This window comes from Mesorhizobium sp. f-mel (assembly GCF_053850215.1).
Window position 1 is genome coordinate 1 of the sequence record NZ_JBSPTO010000099.1, and the last position, 274, is coordinate 274.

Sequence of the window (274 nt, forward strand, 5' to 3'; positions counted from 1 at the left end):
AAAGCGTCCGATGAAAGCCCCCCCGACTTAAGCCCGGCAAAAACGGCGTCGTCGAGGTGGATCTTGTCCTTGTTGAAGTCGGTAATCCTGTCGACATTGCCGTTACCAAGGTCGCTATTGAAGACGAAAATGTCGTTGCCGCCGAAGCCGCTCAACTTATCGGCACCGCCGCCGCCGTTGATGACGTTGGCGCCGGCATTGCCCTGCATGGTTTGGGCCAACTCGTTGCCGGTCAGGTTGATTGCCGTGGTGCCGGCGTCCTTCGTGGTGCCAA

At 58.8% G+C, this 274-nt stretch carries 1 pseudogene; it reads right to left on the reverse strand.

Features of this window, described 5'->3' with window-relative positions:
- Nucleotides 1-274, reverse strand: a pseudogene (locus tag ACWUKX_RS31070) (calcium-binding protein); the annotation flags it as partial.